Annotated in this window: 17 protein-coding genes and 1 pseudogene; 17 read left to right on the top strand and 1 reads right to left on the bottom strand. The window is 34.9% G+C overall.

Translation table 11 applies throughout. From position 1 onward, the window contains the following. The first annotated feature begins 10 nt into the window (after positions 1-10). The 13 genes from MKY26_RS06180 to MKY26_RS06120 all read left to right on the top strand — a co-directional run bounded on the left by MKY26_RS06180 (position 11) and on the right by MKY26_RS06120 (position 11443). The gene (locus MKY26_RS06180; protein ID WP_341093515.1) at positions 11-1057 is read left to right on the top strand and encodes an enoyl-CoA hydratase/isomerase family protein; all 1047 of its coding nucleotides are present in this window, start codon (positions 11-13) and stop codon (positions 1055-1057) included. A gap of 924 nt (positions 1058-1981) precedes the next feature. Beyond that, complete coding sequence (locus MKY26_RS06175) at positions 1982-2329, top strand: DUF2294 domain-containing protein (protein WP_095373267.1); 348 nt, start codon at positions 1982-1984, stop codon at positions 2327-2329. A gap of 37 nt (positions 2330-2366) precedes the next feature. Then, positions 2367-2741 (top strand): hypothetical protein, encoded by a 375-nt coding sequence (locus MKY26_RS06170; protein ID WP_095373268.1) that lies wholly within the window; start codon positions 2367-2369, stop codon positions 2739-2741. Positions 2742-2879: 138 nt separating this feature from the next. Continuing rightward, complete coding sequence (locus MKY26_RS06165) at positions 2880-4004, top strand: NADH:flavin oxidoreductase (RefSeq protein ID WP_341093499.1); 1125 nt, start codon at positions 2880-2882, stop codon at positions 4002-4004. A gap of 401 nt (positions 4005-4405) precedes the next feature. Continuing rightward, positions 4406-5305, top strand: a complete 900-nt coding sequence (locus MKY26_RS06160) for a sulfurtransferase (protein ID WP_095373270.1) — start codon at positions 4406-4408, stop codon at positions 5303-5305. A gap of 126 nt (positions 5306-5431) precedes the next feature. Beyond that, entirely contained in the window at positions 5432-6106 is a 675-nt protein-coding gene (locus MKY26_RS06155; protein ID WP_322909355.1) for a FadR/GntR family transcriptional regulator, read from the top strand. A gap of 132 nt (positions 6107-6238) precedes the next feature. After that, positions 6239-7912 (top strand): dihydroxy-acid dehydratase, encoded by a 1674-nt coding sequence (gene ilvD, locus MKY26_RS06150; protein ID WP_307313873.1) that lies wholly within the window; start codon positions 6239-6241, stop codon positions 7910-7912. A gap of 673 nt (positions 7913-8585) precedes the next feature. Next, positions 8586-8741, top strand: a complete 156-nt coding sequence (locus MKY26_RS06145) for a hypothetical protein (RefSeq protein WP_322909354.1) — start codon at positions 8586-8588, stop codon at positions 8739-8741. A gap of 107 nt (positions 8742-8848) precedes the next feature. Then, positions 8849-8974 (top strand): hypothetical protein, encoded by a 126-nt coding sequence (locus MKY26_RS06140; RefSeq protein WP_267892241.1) that lies wholly within the window; start codon positions 8849-8851, stop codon positions 8972-8974. 320 nt (positions 8975-9294) lie between these two features. Further along, positions 9295-9474, top strand: coding sequence for a DUF6440 family protein (locus MKY26_RS06135; protein ID WP_095373273.1), 180 nt, complete (start codon positions 9295-9297; stop codon positions 9472-9474). A 221-nt stretch (positions 9475-9695) separates the two neighbouring features. Further along, positions 9696-10202: a GNAT family N-acetyltransferase gene (locus MKY26_RS06130; RefSeq protein WP_322909353.1), complete on the top strand. Its 507-nt coding sequence runs from the start codon at positions 9696-9698 to the stop codon at positions 10200-10202. A 208-nt stretch (positions 10203-10410) separates the two neighbouring features. After that, entirely contained in the window at positions 10411-10731 is a 321-nt protein-coding gene (locus MKY26_RS06125) for a PadR family transcriptional regulator (protein ID WP_095373274.1), read from the top strand. After that, on the top strand, positions 10724-11443 hold the full coding sequence (locus MKY26_RS06120) for a DUF2812 domain-containing protein (protein ID WP_095373275.1): 720 nt from the start codon (positions 10724-10726) through the stop codon (positions 11441-11443). The genes MKY26_RS06125 and MKY26_RS06120 overlap by 8 nt, the downstream gene beginning before the upstream one ends. Before the next feature lie 95 nt (positions 11444-11538). Here the strand turns inward: MKY26_RS06120 and MKY26_RS06115 are convergent, their stop codons facing one another. Then, on the bottom strand, positions 11539-12723 hold the full coding sequence (locus MKY26_RS06115; protein ID WP_095373276.1) for a NupC/NupG family nucleoside CNT transporter: 1185 nt from the start codon (positions 12721-12723) through the stop codon (positions 11539-11541). Between the two features lie 239 nt (positions 12724-12962). Between MKY26_RS06115 and MKY26_RS06110 the strand changes: the two genes are divergently transcribed. From MKY26_RS06110 to MKY26_RS06095, 4 genes and pseudogenes are all read left to right on the top strand, one after another. Beyond that, positions 12963-14108 (top strand): methyl-accepting chemotaxis protein, encoded by a 1146-nt coding sequence (locus MKY26_RS06110; protein WP_095373277.1) that lies wholly within the window; start codon positions 12963-12965, stop codon positions 14106-14108. Between the two features lie 31 nt (positions 14109-14139). After that, positions 14140-14652, top strand: a pseudogene (locus MKY26_RS06105) (methyl-accepting chemotaxis protein); the annotation flags it as partial. A 289-nt stretch (positions 14653-14941) separates the two neighbouring features. Continuing rightward, entirely contained in the window at positions 14942-15358 is a 417-nt protein-coding gene (locus tag MKY26_RS06100; protein WP_157733984.1) for a PaaI family thioesterase, read from the top strand. Positions 15359-15744: 386 nt separating this feature from the next. Then, complete coding sequence (locus MKY26_RS06095) at positions 15745-17865, top strand: acetate--CoA ligase family protein (RefSeq protein WP_341093416.1); 2121 nt, start codon at positions 15745-15747, stop codon at positions 17863-17865. Positions 17866-17873 lie beyond the last annotated feature (8 nt).

Below are 17873 nucleotides of genomic sequence, written 5' to 3'. Positions count from 1 at the left end.
GAGAGATTGTATGACAGATGAAGTACTCTTCACAGTAAATGATAAAGGGTTAGGTGTGATTACACTCAACCGACCGAAAGCGCTAAACTCACTTTCTTTAGCAATGGTTCAACCACTTAAAGAAAAGTTACTGCGATGGAAAAACAATAATCACATACAGATGATTCTGATCAAAGGAGCAGGAGAAAAAGGCTTGTGTGCAGGTGGAGATATAAAAGCTTTATACGATGCCCGCTTGAATGAAAAAAATAAAAGTCTGGCAATGCAATTTTTCAAAGAGGAGTATGAATTAGATCAATTAATTTATGACTATCCAAAGCCCATTATCGCTTATCTTGATGGTATTGTAATGGGAGGGGGAGTTGGGCTGACTTATGGGGCAAACTATCGTATCGTAACTGAACGGACGAAGTGGGCCATGCCTGAGATGAATATTGGCTTCTTCCCTGATGTAGGTGCTGCCTATTTCCTTAACAAAGCTCCAGGCTATATTGGCCGTTATTTAGCGTTGACGGCAGAGACGATACATGCATCTGATGTTCTCTACATAGGAGGAGCTGATTATTTCATCAAGAGTGAACAATTTAACTCCCTCTTAGAAAATCTAGAGAATATGAATTGGTTAGATGTAAATCTCGATTATAACTTGAATGATTTCCTCAATCAGTACGCCAACAACGAAAGCGGAGAAAGTAAGTTATCACAATTACAAGAAGAAATTGATTTGCACTTTTCTTTTCAAACATTAGAAGAGATTCTACACTCTCTTCGTGAACATCCTAGTGATTTCGCTACAACGACAAGTGATATCTTATTATCTAAATCACCTTCATCACTTAAAGTCACACTTAAGCAACTGATTGACGGTGAAGAACAATCTCTCACAACTTGCTTAGAAACAGACTTAATACTTGCTAGAAATTTTTTAAACCATAGTGACTTTTATGAAGGTGTACGGTCAGTGGTCATTGACAAAGACCGCAATCCCCAATATGACTTTGCACAATTATCCGATTTTACATCTCAACATGTTGAGGGATTCTTTCAAAAAAAGTAATCTAACTCTGAACGCACATAAAAACAATTAAAAAGTAAACTTCATTGAATTAAAAAACCTTGTATGCCGATTGTAGCTATAAGCTCCACGCAAGCAAGGTTTTTTTATTTACGTATTAGTTATGTTTACACAAGGTAGTTTCTTTTTGTTTACGCATTTTAAAATTTTCATAATAGAATTCAATTTTTCTTCTGGAGAAGTAAGTATGTTTTAAAGAAATTTTGAAGAAAAATCCACAAACCTCTCTCTTTATCGATGGAATACATACTTTAGTAAAGGATGTATTCTCATTTGTTTTTTAGATGTAAAATAGATCTTAGGTACTATTGGTTAACAAAGGATAAATTTCCTTTTTGTAAATATAAATGAAAGTAGTTGAATACTTGTAGAATGTGGTGAAAATAAAAAGCAGCTGCTCAAATTAAATAATAACAATGTTTGAGCTCCTTGATGATTTACTACCGAAGAGGTGCAAATCCTAAAAGCACTCGAAATGATAAAGGAATATATGGAGTTGATTCTTAATGGCTCGTTATCAATGATAAAACCTTGGACGCAAATGAAACAGCAAGGGTATGAGTTTATTACTATATCAAATAGAAGAGAAAGCAATTTTTCTTTAATATTGATATTTTTTGAGAAAGAAATTATACTTATATAAGTAATATATGGCTAATAGGTAAAGAGATTGCCTATTACTATATAATAATAGGTGAATGGTGAGATGGATAACGAGTAGCGTCTGCTGCTTTGCTATTAGCCCGCCATAAAATAGTTTGTGAAAACAAGCTATTTTATGGCGGGCTTATTGTATGCATAGAGTAATAGGTTTAACAAATGGTCACATGGAGGACCATAAGATTACATTTTCACTATACACTTACCTTGGAAAAACTGTGACTTTATTATTGGAGGACGCTTTTAATGAATATCGAACATCAATTCAATATGATTATAAGAGAAATTCGAAAAAAACATGTAGGCAATGGACCAAGAGAAATGACTACAAAATTTACAGGCTGTTGGGCGATTACGGAAATGAAAGGGAACTTAACAAATGTCGAGAAGTTCATGATTGAATCAACGAAAGGCTACCAAGTAGTCCATGAAGCTCGAACAACCCTTATCAAACAATTATATAGCGATACAGAAAAGGTTGAAAAACTTGAAGTACTCGTTGGTGCTCAATTAATCAATATTTTTACTGATATTGATTTAGAAAAAGATATTGCGATGACGATTTATGTTTTTGATAAACCTTTGCAAGTATAACTCTCAACTCGTGAAGATAATAAAATTGGAAAAATAGGTGATTAAAATCGATATAAAAGAAATGTTAAATCAAGTTCCTGTTGTGAAGGAAGAAGAAGGACAGTTATTATTAGCTAACTTAAATACGCAAATGATTAAACTATTTCAGGAAAAGGAAATCGCAATCTATTATTCACTATTAGAGGATGTTTTGAAGGTTGCAAAACATTTAAATTTAGATACGGTAATTAAATATTTCGGAATCACCCCCGTGGTGAAGGCAAATGAAAGCATGCAGTTCCAAGAGATCTTTCGTTGTCTGCACACAAAGGAAAGGAATAATAATTGGTTCTTGGATTTCTTTTCGTTGTATTTAGGTGTTTCTGTCATTTATGGCTTTAAACCTGAAGAAATTAAAAGAGCTGATTCCTAATAAAGAGAAAACATTTCAATCCTTTTTTTGAAATGTTTTTTTATGCAGTGACAAATGAATAAAATATTCTGTTAATTGAAAGCATTTTACTTGTATTTGTTATCATTCTTTGTAAAATGAAAGCAAGGAGTGATAAAGATGGTAGAAAAAATTGCAGGGCATAGTTTATTGGAAAAGGTGTCATTTGGAAATGGGCAATTAAAAAGCAGGGTAGTAATGGCACCAATGACAAGAGGATTCTCACCAAATGGTGTACCAGATGAAAAGGTAGCACAATATTATCGCAGGAGAGCAGAAAATGGTGTAGGCCTTATTATTACTGAAGGCACAGCGATTGATCATCCATCAGCAGTTGCTGGTGAAACAATTCCCCTTTTTTATGGCGAGGATGCATTAAAAGGCTGGGCAAATGTAGTAGCTCAAGTACATGAAGCCGGCGGGAAGATTATTCCACAATTATGGCATGTTGGTGCAGCAAGAAAAGCCGGGAGTCTACCTAACATCGATTCACCGCCTGTCAGTCCTTCAGGCATCACGTTAAAAGGAAAGAAAATTGATCAAATCAAGGTACTTACAGAAGAAGATATACATGACCTAGTTAATGCGTATGCAAAGGCTGCTAAATCTGCCAAAGAGGTTGGGTTTGATGGCATCGAATTACACGGAGCTCACGGTTATCTCATTGATCAATTTTTCTGGGAACTGACTAATAAACGGACAGATCAGTATGGTGGAGACCTACAGGAACGCTCTACATTTGCAGCAGCGGTCGTTAAGGCATGCAGACAAAGTGTTGGGCCCGATTTTCCAATTGTTTTCCGCTATTCTCAATGGAAAGGTACAGATTACAAAGCCAAGTTAGCGAATAATAGTAAGGAGCTTGAGACCATATTATTACCTTTAGTTGAAGCGGGTGTCGATATTTTTCATTGTTCAACAAGACGCATATGGGAACCAGAATTTGTAGATGAACACCCTACATATAACTTAGCTGCTTGGACAAAGAAAATTACACAAAAACCAACAATTGCAGTTGGATCCATTGGCATTAATCGCGCATATTTGAGTAGTGAAGATAATGCACAAATCACCATTGAAAAAAATCTTAAAATTGTCGATGAAAAAATAAATGCTGGTGAATATGATTACGTGGCAATCGGTCGTGCCCTACTTGCAGATCCAGAATGGGTAACCAAGTTAAAAGATGGGGCACTTGATCAGGTGAAAATTTATACAAAAGAAGCAGAAGGCACCCTCTATTAATGGTAAACTATTTTAAAAACCGATTGATAAGAATCGGTTTTTTCCAGTTGTCTCTTCCCGCCATAGAGGAGGACCTTATGTAGCAAGATTGAATGTAATGAAGAGACGAATCGAAAAGATATTTTCTTATAATTATCGGTATGAATGTCGAATGTCTTTACTTAATTTCATTCTCTCTATACAATGAACAGGTTTCGTAAGATTGTTTTTTTTACTCGAAAGCTTTCATAAGATAATGATTTCTATAATTATGCTTTTATCAATGTTTTTGTCCTTTGTAAATAGGGAATATTGAAAGTATAATGGCTTGTAGCAGAAAAATGAATACCGCAAACCTAATTCCTTGTAAACAGATGGGTATAATGTTATATTAATCAAAAATCGAAAGAGGAGAGAAAAGTATGACCAAAACGATTCCACCAATTGTTTCAACCCAATGGTTAGAGGAACATTTAAATGATGAAAATATCCGCATACTAGACGCGACGACTTTCTTAAAGTTACCAGATGGTGATGGACTTTACTCTGTAACGAACGGACGAGACGCTTATAAAGAAGAGCATATTCCAGGTGCTGTGCATGCAGATGTAGTAAACGAATTAGCAAACCCAGATGATCCAAAAGCATTTACATTGCCATCCCGAGAAAGGTTCGTAGAAGGGATTGAAAAATTGGGTGTCGGTGATGGTACGCATGTAATTATTTATGACAAAATCGCTGAAGTCGGCTCCCCAAATGCCGCGTCTGATTGGGCATCACGTGTTTGGTGGCAACTTCGCTTCGAAGGGTTTGATAATGTCTCAATCTTAAACGGCGGGTTTAGAAAATGGAAAGAAGAAGGTAGAGAAATTAAGTCTGGAATTGAATATTATCCAAAAGCAACTTTTAATGGTAGAAGAAGACGGGAATTATTAGCTACAAAAGAAGATGTCAAAAAAGCGATTGATGATCCCAACATGATTATTATGAATTGTTTATCACCAGATGTCTTTAGTGGTAAGAAAAACACTTACGGCCGTCCCGGTCATATCCCTAATAGTAAAAATGTCTTCTTTGCCGACTTATCAGATGATGAATCACTTCTCATTAAAGATGAAGAAAAATTACGTGAAATTTTTGAGCCGACCGGTGTATTTGATCAATCTAAAAAAGTCATCACTTATTGTGGCGGTGGGATTGCTGCTACATGGAATGCTTTCATTCTATATACACTAGGCCGTAAAGATGTTGCTGTATACGATGGTTCCATGACAGAATGGGTGCAAGACGAAAACGCGCCACTAGTAACAACCAACCAATAATGAATAAATTCTTTCCACGAATGTTCTCGCATTCGTGGTTTTTCTTTTTGCGAAAAATAAGCATTTACATAAATGATCGTTTACACTATATTCTATATTAATACTAAATAAGGTGTGGACAAATATATGACTCAAAAAAGATTATCCGATTCCATTGCTGATGACATTATCTCTATGATTGTCATTGAGAAACGTTTTCAACCTGGAGATAAGCTACCTAACGAAAATGAATTATCGGAAGAATTGAATATTAGTCGAACAACTTTAAGAGAAGCGATTAGAATCCTCGTTACAAATGGCATTGTCGAAATCAAAAGAGGTAGAGGGACTTTTATAAAAGAAGCTTTGGATATTGACCATATGCAACATTTCGGATTGCTTACAGATGCAAAAATTAATGCGAAAGATTTGTATGAAATGCGCTTAATATTTGAACCAGAAGCTGCATACTATGCGACCATTCGTGCAAGTGACCAAGAAATGAAAAGAATTATCGATTATGGATTACAAATTGAAGAGAAGATTAAAAAAAAGCAAGATCGAACGGCTGAAGAGCAGAAATTTCATCAATCAATCGTTAAAGCGACGCATAATGAATTTATGGAAAAGCTCATGCCTGTCATTTATCAAGCCATCGATAAAGGTGTGATTTTATCAGTCGAAAAAGAGGTTGCAATTAAAGATACATTGAATGATCATCAAATGATTATGGATTTTATGATGAATCGTAACCCTGAAGGAGCAAGAAGTGCGATGAAAATTCATATATTACATGCAATGAGTGAATTAGGAATTGAATAAAAAGCAAAAAAGAGCATCTTTTTGTATAAGATGCTCTTTTTGTCTAACAACGTTATTGACAGCAGACAACTTACGTTTTACAATACATTATACAAATAATCAAAATAATGAAAATTGAAGGTGTGGTTGTAAATGAGAAGAAGCGATACGATTAAACTTGGAGTAGATAGAGCTCCTCACCGTAGTCTTTTATATGCGACAGGAAAAGTTAAAGCAAAAGATTTAGAGAAACCATTTATTGGTGTATGTAATTCATATATTGACATTATTCCTGGACATGTTCATTTACGAGAATTTGCAGATGTGGTTAAAGAAGCAATCATTGAAGCAGGTGGCATTCCCTTTGAATTTAATACAATCGGTGTTGATGATGGAATAGCCATGGGGCATATTGGTATGCGTTATTCCTTACCTAGCAGAGAGTTAATTGCTGATAGTGCGGAAACCGTTATTAATGCCCACTGGTTTGATGGCGTTTTTTATATTCCAAACTGTGACAAGATCACTCCTGGTATGTTAATGGCAGCGGCGCGTACAAATGTCCCTTCCGTTTTTGTTTCAGGTGGACCGATGGAAGCAGGAACAAGTGCGAGCGGAAAACAACTTTCATTAACATCTGTTTTCGAAGGAGTAGGAGCTTTTAAGTCAGGAAAAATGACAGAAGAAGAGTTCAATGATATTGAAAATAATGCGTGTCCAACATGTGGGTCTTGTTCAGGGATGTTTACAGCTAATTCAATGAACTGCTTAATGGAAATGCTAGGTGTCGCTCTTCCTGGTAACGGATCGATTGTCGCAACAAGTGCAAAACGGAAAGAGTTAATCTATGAAGCTGCTAAACATTTAGTTCGCATGATTGAAGAAGATGTGAAACCACGTGACATCATTACGAAAGAAGCCATTGATGATGCCTTTGCTTTAGATATGGCGATGGGTGGTTCGACTAATACAGTGCTTCACACTTTGGCAATCGCAAATGAAGCTGGTATTGATTATAATCTTGAAGATATTAATAAAATCGCTGCCCGTGTACCATATTTAGCAAAAATTATGCCAGCGTCAGATTATTCAATGGATGATATTAATAAAGCTGGGGGCATTAGTGCAATCATTAATGAATTAACGAAAATTCCAAATGCCATTCATCCAGAGAGAATAACGATTACAGGTAAAACAATGGGTGAGTTAGTAAGTGGACATGACATTACTAATGAACAAGTCATTCGTCCTAAAGATAATCCCTATAGCCCAGTTGGTGGCCTTTCCATCTTATATGGAAATATCGCCCCTGAAGGTGCTGTTATTAAAGTCGGCGCAGTGGACCCAACGATTCAAGAGTTTGAAGGAGAAGCAATTGTTTTTGAGTCACAAGAAGAAGCACAACAAGCAATCGATAATGGAGCTGTAAGAGAAGGTCATGTTGTTGTCATCAGGTATGAGGGACCTAAAGGTGGTCCAGGAATGCCGGAAATGCTAGCACCAACTTCAGCCATTATGGGTCGAGGATTAGGTAGTTCAGTTGCTTTGCTAACAGACGGTCGTTTTTCCGGAGCATCACGCGGAATTTCCATTGGTCATATTTCTCCAGAAGCTGCTGAGGGTGGCCCAATCGCACTTATTGAAAATGGAGATATCATTGTGATCGACTTACCTAACAGAACGATGAACGTAAAATTATCTGATGAAGAATTAGCTAACCGAAAAAAATCATTACAACCATTTGAACCAAAGATTAAAAATGGCTGGTTGGGAAGGTACTCCAAACTAGTAACAAATGCATCAAAAGGTGGCGTAATGAGCATTTAATTATAGTTAAGTAAAGAAACTTCATTTTAGATAATGAGGTTTCTTACTTATTATTTTTTAAGGCTATTACTATAATTAACTTTGTAATAGACGAACAATGTAATTGGCAAGCCCCGAGATTTTAAAAATATTAAAAGTACGGGTCATAAAACATGATAAAACTTTCACACATCTCTGAGATTGGAGATGAGACGTTACAAAGTTATTTTTGATTGTTACGCGAAACAGTAGAATGAAATCGTAAAATCTATTAACTACGTGGAATCTAGCATTCCAGGTAGTTTTTAAATAATTTCTTAGCACGCTTATACCTGCAATAATTTCGTCTACTTTGTAGTAATATACATATTTTTCTCTACTACATAATTATAAATTCCCCCTTAATTTTGAAAAACATTTGTAGCTATATGATAAAAGAAAGTCTCTTATTACAACTTGCACTTGTATTTTACGTGTTTCTTCCTTTATAAAAACTCAAAGTACCTTTTAAGTTTACCAAAAATTCTCATCAAATGGCTTCAAACTAGAGGGAATATGTTTTCTGGTTGTCTAAATATATATATAACCTAAGTTAATTTTGAGATTCATTTGATCGGACTCAATTCTACAAAAGAACATATGAAGTATTTTAAGGTCTGAAGTAAAAAGAGCACTTATTTTTAAAGGAGGATATATGGAAAAAGAGTATCTTGGTCAATGTCGTAGTTGTGGTGAGGGGATTTATTGTCATGGCGGATTTTTAGGTGGTGTTCTTGAAGCTGATGGTAAAATGATTTGTTTTTCTTGCTTTGAGGAAGAAACCACTGGTTATCATTCAAAAAAACAATAGAGCAATATGGATGGAATTACTCGCCTCGTGATTTGATAAGAAGAGGGCTTGTATAGAATTTTCTCGAACGGTCCACAATACTCCTTAATAGAAGGGAGTGAAGCAGTTTGACGAAAGTACCTAATAACGGCAGTAAGAACCAAAGCTCACCGCAAGGAACTCAAAGCGCAATAAGTGGTGATAATAGTAAGGGAAATAAACGAAACAAAGATCAAAAAAGAAAAACAGAATAAGATCATTTTTGGCTTGTTAGCTTTTGAAGTTAACAAGCTTTTATTTAGGTGATTTTTAGTTTCACTCAATACAGGCGTTGAGAGGACTTTAACTGAATGGAATAATAATAATTTAGTCTGCTATATCACTTTCATGGAGTTAATTTTATTTTTCAGAATTATTTATGAAAAATTTTCGATTTAATCTCCAAAAGAAAAATGCTTTGAAATGTGCATTGTTCAAGAGGTGGTTTTATGGTAAAAATAAGTTAATGAAACTTATATACAGCTACATTACCTCAGAGGAACTTCATTAAAAAAGATGTAGGGAGCGTTGAGTGATGGATAATAAGCGTTTTGAAACAATTTATTCTCAAGGGAAAATAGAAAATTTCAAGATTATTCGGGATAATGAAACCGGAGTGATGTATATGTTCCATTATGCAGGTCCGGTCAGTGGATTAACTGTTATGGTTGATCCAGATGGTAAACCTTTGATAGATAAGGACTTTAAGAAATAGTGTGTAATTTATTAACTGAAAATTCCGTCCTATTAAGTGGGTATGTGTACGGATAAACATGTGAATAAATAACCGGAATTTCAGTTGTTTCTCTTTGGAACAGTTAAGATACGATTATTTTTCCAAGGGGAGACTTTTCTTATTCGGTAGGTTGGTCGTCAAACATTTCTGTTTTTATGCGTGCGAGAGGTCACTCTATATCTTGAACAGGAGAGTTCGTGTTGAAGGAAAATGATTTATTTATAAGAAAAATGTGTGAAAATGACTATCAGTATATGAGTAAATGGTTAAGTACGAAAGAAGTATTGACATTCTACGGAGATGTCAATGAACCTTTTTCTCTAGAAATGGTGAAAGAGAAATACGGTCCTCGTATAGACGGCGAAATCAATGTCCCACCATTTATCGTAGAACTCAAAGATCAACCGATTGGATTTATGCAGTATTATCAGGTAGATAATGAATATTTTGGATTTAGGGACAATGAACTGATTTATGGAATCGATCAGTTCATCGGTGAACCCATGCTTTTCGGAAAAGGTATTGGAACAAGAATGGTGAAACTATTTGTTGAATACATTGCGCAAAGAACTGAAGCAAAGATGGTTATTTTAGATACTGCGACTAACAATCATCGTGCTATTGCTTGTTATGAAAAAGTTGGGTTTACGAAAATGAGAAAAATGAATAAGGGTAGTCATTGGTTGATGGTATATTCTTTGAAGTAGTGCGCAATGTTTGAGTAAATTAAAATTGCAAAGATATGTTCGCCGTTAATATTGACTAGAAAGCTTCTTTATGTTGAAGGAAGCTTTTTTTTATAAAAATTTATATCACTTTATGATATAACTATAGACACTTATATCATAAAGTGATATATTCTTAATATATCCATTTGTGATATATCAAAAAAGAATACATTAAGGATGATGTAAATTGAAATCAGAAGGGCAGATTACCGATTCTATGTTCTATATTATGACGGCACTAACCCGTCCAAGGCATGGATATGCAATTATGTCTTTGATCGAAGAGACTACACAGGGGAGAATAGCCATTGGGCCAGCCTCGATGTATACGATTATAAAGAAGCTCTTAAAACAAGAATGGATTTATTTACAGGACGGTTCAGATTCAAGAAGAAAAGTATATGAATTGACTAAACAAGGTAAAGTGGTTTTAAAAGATGAAATGAATGTGAGAAAGCTAATGGTTCAATTAGCTGAAGAAGGATTGGGAGGAATGGACAATGAGTAAATCAAAGTATATGATGTCTGGTGGATTAGCATTTGCAGAAAGCAAAGATATGGAGAAACTGAGGCAGCAGTCTCTTAAAGGGTGGCATGTTAAAAAGCTAAGTTTCATGGGTTATACATTGGTGAAAGGTGAGAAAAAAGAGTATATATACAGCATTGATTACCGTACAGTAGAAGAAAATGAGGAAGAGGAATATTTAAGCTATTTTGAAGACGCAGGTTGGAACCACGTTTTCTCAGAAGCAGGTATTCATTTATTTCGCGCCGATCCTGGTACTGAACCAATTTATTCAGATAAGGAAACACTTGCCCAAAAACATGAAGAATCTTTAAGTAACACGGCAAGATGGGGAATAGGAGCATTAGTGTTGTTTGCAGTAAGTTCTTGGACGGGTACAATATTTACAACTGGAATGATAGCAAATATACTCACAATTGTAGCAGTAATATTAACAATCATAGCAATCCCAGCTGTTTGGACAGCGATTAAAATTCAATCAAATAAATGGAAAGTTCAAGGGAAACAAAGAAGTGTATTTTTCATAAATACAATAATCATATTATTTTTAGCTACATTGACAATTTTTCTGTTTTATGGAAGCGGCCCAAATGATGCAATTAAAACGCTCGCTTATATGCTTATAGGTGCTTTTGTGCTACCTATATTCATCTGGTCAATTTTATCTTTTTATCATAAGATCTTAGGGCGGTGACTTTAGATTTAATCAAAGTAAGTATAAGTTCAGTCGAACAAACTCATGATTTTAACACGAAAAAAAGGCATAGAGATATATGCCTTTTTTTGTGTTTAACTAAATAAACCGACCATAATGGATGTTAAGGTAGACGCCAATGTTGCTGCTAATAGAATCTTCAAACCAAATTTAGCAACGACTGCCGCTTTTTCACCATTAATAGCTTGAATCGAACCACTAATAATACCAATTGAACTAAAGTTAGCGAAAGAGATCAAGAATGTTGAAATAATCGCAACTGTTTTCTCTGAAAGCTCTCCAATAAGTGGTTGGAATTGTAACATTGCAACAAATTCGTTTGTAGCAAGTTTTGTTCCCATAATGGATCCTGCTGTAATAATTTCATTTGATGGTATACCCATCAACCAGGCAACAGGAGCAAATATATAACCTAGTATTGTTGTTAAATCCATACCGAATATTCCATCAAACATGGCATTAAGTAAAGCCATTAACGCAATATAGGCAACAAGCATAGCTGCAACGATTAAAGCTACTTTACCACCATCAAGTGCACCGTTAGAAATAGCTTCGAATAATGATTTTGACCCCGTTACGTCTTTTACATCAATTTCTTCTTTTTCATTGTTTTTGATCGGAGCCATCATTGTCGCGATAATCAAGCCTGAAAGCGAATTCAAAATCATCGCTATTAAAACATATTGAGGAGGAACCATTGTCATGTAAGAGCCCATAATACTAGCTGATACACTCCCCATTGCTGATGTACTAATAATAAATAGTTTGTTATCACTCATTCTTGCTAAATGTGATTTAATCGCCAATAGTGCTTCACTTTGGCCAAAGAAAATCGAGTTAATACTATTGAATGTAACTACTGTTGACAAACCGGTAATTTTCGCTAAAAACCCACCAATATACTTAATAGCGAGTGGTAAAACTCTAATATAAGTAAGAATGGATAATAATGCTGAAGTGAAAATAATGAGCATAAGTACATTCATAAAGAAGACTGTTTGTCCTTCTTGCACCAAGCCACCTAATACAAAATCAATACCTTCATAACCAAAATTTAAAACAGTTGTAACGCCATTAGAAATCCATTCAACTAACTTTAAACCAATGGTTGTTTGGAACATGAATAAAGTAATGATAATCTGTAAGACAACCATAATAGCAATCGCTTTATAGTTGATATTTTTTTTATCATTGGAAATAAGGTATGCTAAGCCGAGAACGAGAAAAAAACCTAAAATTCCTATTAAAATATTTACCATGATGTCTCCCCTTAAAAAGTTTTCTCCAATAGTATTGATGATAAGGTAGTATGACATCTGATGTCAAATGAATATTAAAAAATGACAGAAATTGCATTATTCAATGTATTAAGAATGAGTGCACAACTTTTTATTCTCAATACTTTAGCAATAGGTATAAAGAATTAAAATAATCATAACTCCTTATTTACATTCTCTTTATATTTCACCCTCATAATGAGAACAAGGGGGAGAGAGATATGGAAAATGTTTTAGACGCCATCAAAGGGATTGTTGGAAAACTTTCTTTACAAGCAAGACTCTTGATTATTGTTATTACTATTCTGCTTTTTTCAGCAACGATAGTGACAATGATTTCTATTAGTAAATCAAAAGAAACTATTATTGGCTTTATGGAACAAAGACTTGATAAGGAAACGAGTTATATTTATGAAATTGCCCAAAATTTATTACTCATATACATAGGTGACGAGAGTGAGTACACAACAAAACTGAATCAAGTGATCAGAAGACAGGAATCACAATTAGCCCAAGATGGATTCAGTGCATATTTCTTTTTGATTAATCAAAACGGAGCAGACCCTTTTTCTGTCAGTGAAAATCGACCAATTAACTTTCCTGATAACGTTGTTGAAACTATTACTCAACAACAAAATGGAATCATTGAGCGTGACATGAATGGGGAAACCTACACGATAGCATTTCGTAACATTCAAGAATTAAAGGGAATCTACACTATTGCTATACCTCAATCACAGTATCTACAAACATTAACAGAAATGAGCCAGTTTATTGGTGTAACAGTCCTTTTATGTTTGTTAGTAACTGGAGTGATTGTCATTCTTTTAGTAAGAAATTTGACCAACCCTATTTCAAAGTTAACAATAATGATGAGACAGGCTAGTAAAGGACAACTAATAAATGATATAAAAATGGAAAGTACAACACCTGAAATTGTCTCACTTATTAATAGTTATCAAACAATGATTGCTCATATGAGGAAGTTATTAACAAATATAATGGATGCTACAGACAATTTATCCCAATCAGGCAATAGCCTTGATCATATTTCTCATAAAGTAAAATTAGAAAATGAAGAATTATTAGTCGGTATTCAAGTAGTAAAACAGGGAGCAGAGCAAACTGCCATTAGTTCTGAAGAGAGTATTAAGAAGTTTCAATCTATGAAAGAAAAAACCAATAAATTATTTGATAGTATGGATAGTATGATGAAAAAAGCATATACAATGGAAGGTACTGCGGTAGATGGTGAAGAGAGTATAAGTAAAGTCATCGCCACATTTGAATCTTTTTCAACTTCATTTTCAAAAATGACTCACACTGTTGCCCAAATGAATAACTATTTTCTTCTATTGAAAAGGTGACCTCAGTTATACAAGATATTCAACTCAAACAAAGCTGCTAGCTTTAAATGCTTCCATAGAAGCAGCGCGAGCAGGGGAATCAGGGCGCGGTTTTGCAGTAGTGGCAACTGAAGTCGGGGCTTTGGCAGAAAAATCAGCACAAGCTGTTGAATTAGTCAAAGAAAATATTATTTCAATGAAAGACATCTCATCTAGAACACTTTTTGAATCTGAAGAAACGAATAACCATTTTATACAATATAAAGAGATCATGACTAAGAATCGAACAGCATTCGATTTGTTAATGAAAGAAGTCCTTTCTGTTTGTAACATTATAGATGAATCAAAACGACAATTAGTTGGTTTACAGACTATTCTACCGCAAATGGAGGACAAAACAGAATATGCTTTAGCGATTTCGCAAGAGACTTTAGCAAAATCAGAGCAAATGGTGAAGGATTCAAACCATTTAATGAAGGAAGTTGCACAAAGTCACGAAGAGGGTTTAAAGATTAGCTCACTTGCACGAAAATTAAAGGAAGTAAATAAGGGGTATCAAATTTAAGTATAGCCCAAATTTTAAAAAATAGACGATTGTCCTTGTCCACATTCCCTGCTTGTACATATAGTATAGTAATCCTTCTGAAAAACTGATTCACCTCAAACGGAGAAAAAGACAGCTCGCCCAGGCTGTCTTTTTCATATTTCTATTCAAACAATCCAATGAAGGCAACCAGCTTTTCATCAGTTAATAGTTAACAAAGTATTTGGGAGAATCTTTACTTGTTGAGTTAGGCATATAATTTGCATGATACATAATTGTTTAGATACCTATGAGAGAAAGGGAGATTTCGTTGAAAAATGAGCTATGGGATAAAGAAATACACCGGATGAAAAACAACCATTTTCGTGAACTAATTGGGGTGAAGTTGGAAGAAATTGATGATGGTAAGGCGATACTTATTCTACCGGTAAGTAAGAAATTACTACAACCGAATCAAGTTGTTCATGGAGGCGTAATATCAGTTTTAATCGATTCTGTCATTGGGACAGCTGTTAGAACCATTCTCACAGATCATCATAATGCTATGACAGCTGAAATGAATATTAATTATTTCCGCCCAGTTTCAAAAGGCGTGATAAAAGCAGAAGGAAAAATTATTCATAAAGGAGGGACCCTTGTAGTTGGTGTAGCAGATATATTTGATGAAGAAGGAAAGCTATTAGCAACAGGGAGAGCAACTTATGTGTTAAAAAGCAAGAAACAATAGCGTTTATGATTGAGGATCCCTCTGCTTGCAGGAGGGATTTTTCAATTAAAAAAACTAGCATCCAACCTAACCGCCGTCCCATTTATCCAGTGTATATCAAACCTGCTCAGTAAAAAAACTAACTATGCGTTTAATAAGACTAACGTTCATAAAATTCATGAAAATGATGTTCCCAAATAACAGTATGAAATCTTTTATTTGTTTCATTTTAAAAAGCTAGTATTTTATTTTGAAACACATTCATCGTTTTGATATTTGAATTTCACCCTCCGTCACTTAAGATTCTCTATAACAAGAATAGTTATCTCCATTATTTTAATTATTCTAAATTTTTTGGCACACAAATTGCAACAAGGTTAATAATTACTTCATGAAAGGAGTCTTATATGCGGAATGAATTAAAATCTCTATTTGAGCCTGAAAGTATTGCCATTATAGGCTGTTCCCCTGACAAAAAAAAAATTGGTGGCAGACCGTTAGATTATTTATTGAAATATGGATTCTTAGGAAGTATTTTTCCAGTTAATCCTAATTATGAAATAATCGAAGACATGCAGTGTTATGAGACCATTATGCATGTTCCAAGTGAGATTGATCTAGCAATTATTGCGTTGCCACAAAAATTAGTTCTCCATACATTTCTAGCTTGTATCAAAAAGAATGTGAAGTCTGTTGTTATTTTTAGTGCTGGCTTCTCAGAATTAGGGGAAGATGGAAAAAAAGACCAAGAGCAAATTACTGCCCTTGCCAAAAAACATCATATTAGAGTATTAGGGCCGAATTGTTTAGGGTTATTTAATTCAAGTAAAAGAATGTATGCTACCTTTTCCACCATATTAGAAAACGAAGAACCATTACCTAAAGGGAAAATTGGTTTCGTCAGTCAAAGTGGGGCATTTGGATCACATGTTTTTACTTTAGCAAGACAACATCATATTGGTTTTAGTCACTTTGTTGCCACTGGAAATGAAAGTGATATTGATGTGGCAGATTGCATCGAGTATTTGGTACATGATGATAAAACAAGTGTGATTGCCTGTTATCTTGAAGGAACAAAAGATGGAAAAAAATTAATCAATATGTTTAAGTTAGCTGCGCAAAAGAAAAAGCCAATCGTCTTACTAAAAGTAGGAAAGTCAGATGTAGGTATGCAGGCGGCTATGTCACATACCGGTTCAATGGTCGGCTCTGATTCGGTATATGACACGATTTTTAAACAGTACGGCGTCTACAGGGCAGAGACGATCGATGAGTTTATTGATGTAGCAAACGCATTCGCACAATTACCGCGGATGAAAGGGGACCGCGTAGCCATTTTTACGGTCTCTGGAGGTGTAGGCATTATGCTTTCCGACCAAGTAATAGAAAACGGACTCACTTTACCAGAAACGCCTAAAGAAGTTCAAAGACATTTAAAATCAATTATTCCTATTGCTGGAGTGAAAAACCCCCTCGATACTACAGCACAAGTCTCTTACATGCCGACATTATTAGAAGATTTTATGAAAGCGGTTTTAGAGAGTGGGCAATATGATGCAGCAATAGTGTTCTTAGGCTTTTCAGGATTGAAACCGGATTCATTAGCTACAAAGCTTACATCTCTGATGCATATGAAACAACAATTTCCTGATATTCCTTGTGTCATGGTTACATTATGTAATCCCGAAGCAAAAAAATTAATCCATGAATCGGGAATGGTCTTAAATGAAGACCCAACTAGAGCTGTAAAGATTCTTTCCGCAATGAATGAATTGAGAAAATCTAAAAACCATCTAGAAGAAATGTCTGCTGACGAGGGTGTGAGGATACCGCTTGATCGAATCAATCAATTCATTTCATACTCTAGTAAAAAAGCGTTAACAGAATTTCAAAGCAAACAAATAGTAAGTCATTACAAGATTCCTATAACAGTAGAGCAATTGGCACTATCTCCAACAGAAGCGGTGGAATCGGCAAATTCAATAGGGTATCCAGTAGTGTTAAAAGGCATGTCACCACAAATATTACATAAAACTGAAAAGGGACTAGTGCAATTAAATATTAACAGTGACCAAGAAGTCAAAGATGTTTTCAATCATCTTAAAACGATTATTCAAAACGAAGAAGAGGCAACATTTGATGGTGTGTTAATACAGGAAATGATAAACGATCATTCGATAGAAATGTATGTCGGTGCAAAGAGAGACCCTATTTTCGGCCAAATGATACTTGTCGGTTTAGGCGGGATTTTTATTGAAGTTTTTAAGGATGTCTCAATGAGAAAAGCGCCGGTATCGCCAAAAGTTGCGAAAGAAATGGTAGAGGAATTAAAAGCAAGCCAGATTTTAAAAGGGTTTCGAGGAAAAACTCAGTACGATGTTGACTCATTATGTAATCTCATTTCACAGTTTAGTTTTGTAATCAGTATGCAAGAAGGGGTTTTAGAGGAAGTTGACCTAAACCCTATTATGGTGTTTGAAGGTAGGAAAGGTGTAAAGGTTGCGGACGCATTGATGAAATTAAGTTAAATAAATAA

The sequence above is a fragment of the Cytobacillus sp. FSL R7-0680 genome (assembly GCF_038009245.1).
Taxonomy (GTDB): domain Bacteria; phylum Bacillota; class Bacilli; order Bacillales; family Cytobacillaceae; genus Cytobacillus; species Cytobacillus kochii.
Note: the sequence above shows the minus strand (reverse complement) of the source record. Positions and strands in the feature narration are given on the sequence as shown.

Coding starts and splice junctions, on each gene's coding strand:
- MKY26_RS06175 (WP_095373267.1), top strand. CDS start 1,982: ATGAATATCGAACATCAATTCAATATGATTATAAGAGAAATTCGAAAA.
- MKY26_RS06110 (WP_095373277.1), top strand. CDS start 12,963: ATGGAAAATGTTTTAGACGCCATCAAAGGGATTGTTGGAAAACTTTCT.
- MKY26_RS06160 (WP_095373270.1), top strand. CDS start 4,406: ATGACCAAAACGATTCCACCAATTGTTTCAACCCAATGGTTAGAGGAA.
- MKY26_RS06165 (WP_341093499.1), top strand. CDS start 2,880: ATGGTAGAAAAAATTGCAGGGCATAGTTTATTGGAAAAGGTGTCATTT.
- MKY26_RS06115 (WP_095373276.1), bottom strand. CDS start 12,723: ATGGTAAATATTTTAATAGGAATTTTAGGTTTTTTTCTCGTTCTCGGC.
- MKY26_RS06095 (WP_341093416.1), top strand. CDS start 15,745: ATGCGGAATGAATTAAAATCTCTATTTGAGCCTGAAAGTATTGCCATT.
- MKY26_RS06120 (WP_095373275.1), top strand. CDS start 10,724: ATGAGTAAATCAAAGTATATGATGTCTGGTGGATTAGCATTTGCAGAA.
- MKY26_RS06135 (WP_095373273.1), top strand. CDS start 9,295: ATGGATAATAAGCGTTTTGAAACAATTTATTCTCAAGGGAAAATAGAA.
- MKY26_RS06155 (WP_322909355.1), top strand. CDS start 5,432: ATGACTCAAAAAAGATTATCCGATTCCATTGCTGATGACATTATCTCT.
- ilvD (WP_307313873.1), top strand. CDS start 6,239: ATGAGAAGAAGCGATACGATTAAACTTGGAGTAGATAGAGCTCCTCAC.
- MKY26_RS06180 (WP_341093515.1), top strand. CDS start 11: ATGACAGATGAAGTACTCTTCACAGTAAATGATAAAGGGTTAGGTGTG.
- MKY26_RS06145 (WP_322909354.1), top strand. CDS start 8,586: ATGGAAAAAGAGTATCTTGGTCAATGTCGTAGTTGTGGTGAGGGGATT.